This is a genomic window from Stenotrophomonas sp. 2YAF22 (genome assembly GCF_052114665.1).
Taxonomy (GTDB): Bacteria; Pseudomonadota; Gammaproteobacteria; order Xanthomonadales; family Xanthomonadaceae; genus Stenotrophomonas; species Stenotrophomonas indicatrix.
In genome coordinates this window covers 1-1,186 of the sequence record NZ_JBFRFE010000892.1, presented here as the reverse complement: position 1 = coordinate 1,186, position 1,186 = coordinate 1, and the positions used below count along the sequence as shown (strand labels likewise).

Here is a 1,186-nt window from a genome sequence, read left to right as displayed (position 1 = left end):
CCGCAGATGGACGATGCGGCCGCTGCCGGGATCCTGCAATGCATTGACATCCAGCAGGTCGAAACGACCGTTTTCAGGCGCTGGGCGCGATGGGCGAAGCAGGGAAGACGATGGCTGCAGGTTCACGTCGATGCGTCACAGAAGGATGAGCGACGACTGTAGTAGGCGCGATGTGCAGCAGATGTGCACCGCACCCATCAGGCTGCAGCAGCGCCACCCAGCCGGTTGATCTGCGCACATTCCAGCACCGGCGGCGGCTCCGGCATCATCGCCAGCACGATCATCGCGCGGCCGATGGCTTCGTTGCTGGTCACCAGTGAGGGCAGGACGCGGCCCGCCGCCGCCATCAGGGGACCGCCAACGCGATACAGCGGCTTCAACGCCGCATGACGGGTGCCGGTCCCCGCCACCGGGCGCACCCCGGCGGGGCGCAGCATGACGGTGCGCACCGCGAGCTGCGCCAACGCGGCCTCGGTCTCGCCCTTGATCCGCAGCGGCATGATCCTGCTGTCTGGATTGGCATGGGCGCCGGAGACATACAGGAACCGGCCATCCGGATTCGCTTCCGCCCACACTGCAGCTACGGCGAGGGTGGCATCGAGCGTCACCTTCCGATACTCATCCTCGGCGGTGCCAACCGGTGGCGCGCCGGCGCAGTAGAAACAAGCGTCGAATTCAGTCAGCTGCAGGCCCACGTCGCGGGCGTGCTGAAAATCCGCCAGCACGATCTGCTCGATACGAGTGTCGAGCCCGCCTTTGCTACGGACCAGAGCGGCGATCTGCGCCACCTGCGGCGAAGCGAGGCAGGCACGGGCAACGCCCTGCCCGACCAGACCGGTCGCACCGGTCAGCAGAATCCGCAGCGGGCGTGTTTCGTGCATGCGTTGACCTCAAAGAAGCCTAGAGTTTCACAAAGCGCTGGATTTTGCGGGCCAGCCAACCACTGAACACCAGCGGCGCATCCAGCGCGGAAACGCAGATGCACGGTACACCAGGCGCCGTTACCGGCTGGTGTTCGACATCCTCATCCAGATCGGCAACATCGCCGGGTGCGAACAGACCCAGCGCATCATTGTAGGAACCCCGCAGGATCTGTGTAAGTTCGCTGCGTCCATGGCTGTGCATCGGCAGGCATTTGCCCGGCGCGATCTTCAGCATGATCAGCGACGGCATCTGTTCGGCACTC

At 64.9% G+C, this 1,186-nt stretch carries 1 protein-coding gene and 1 pseudogene; both read right to left on the bottom strand.

Features of this window, described 5'->3' with window-relative positions:
- Positions 1–197: 197 nt before the first annotated feature.
- Positions 198–881 carry an NAD-dependent epimerase/dehydratase family protein gene (locus tag AB4Y84_RS22050; protein ID WP_442243617.1) on the bottom strand — a complete coding sequence of 228 codons (684 nt, stop codon included), beginning with the start codon at positions 879–881 and terminating at the stop codon, positions 198–200.
- A 19-nt stretch (positions 882–900) separates the two neighbouring features.
- Positions 901–1,186: pseudogene (locus AB4Y84_RS22045) on the bottom strand (ChrR family anti-sigma-E factor); the annotation flags it as partial.

Bases quoted from the DNA above. Each gene is read 5' to 3' on its own strand.
- AB4Y84_RS22050 (WP_442243617.1), bottom strand. From the start codon at position 881: ATGCACGAAACACGCCCGCTGCGGATTCTGCTGACCGGTGCGACCGGT.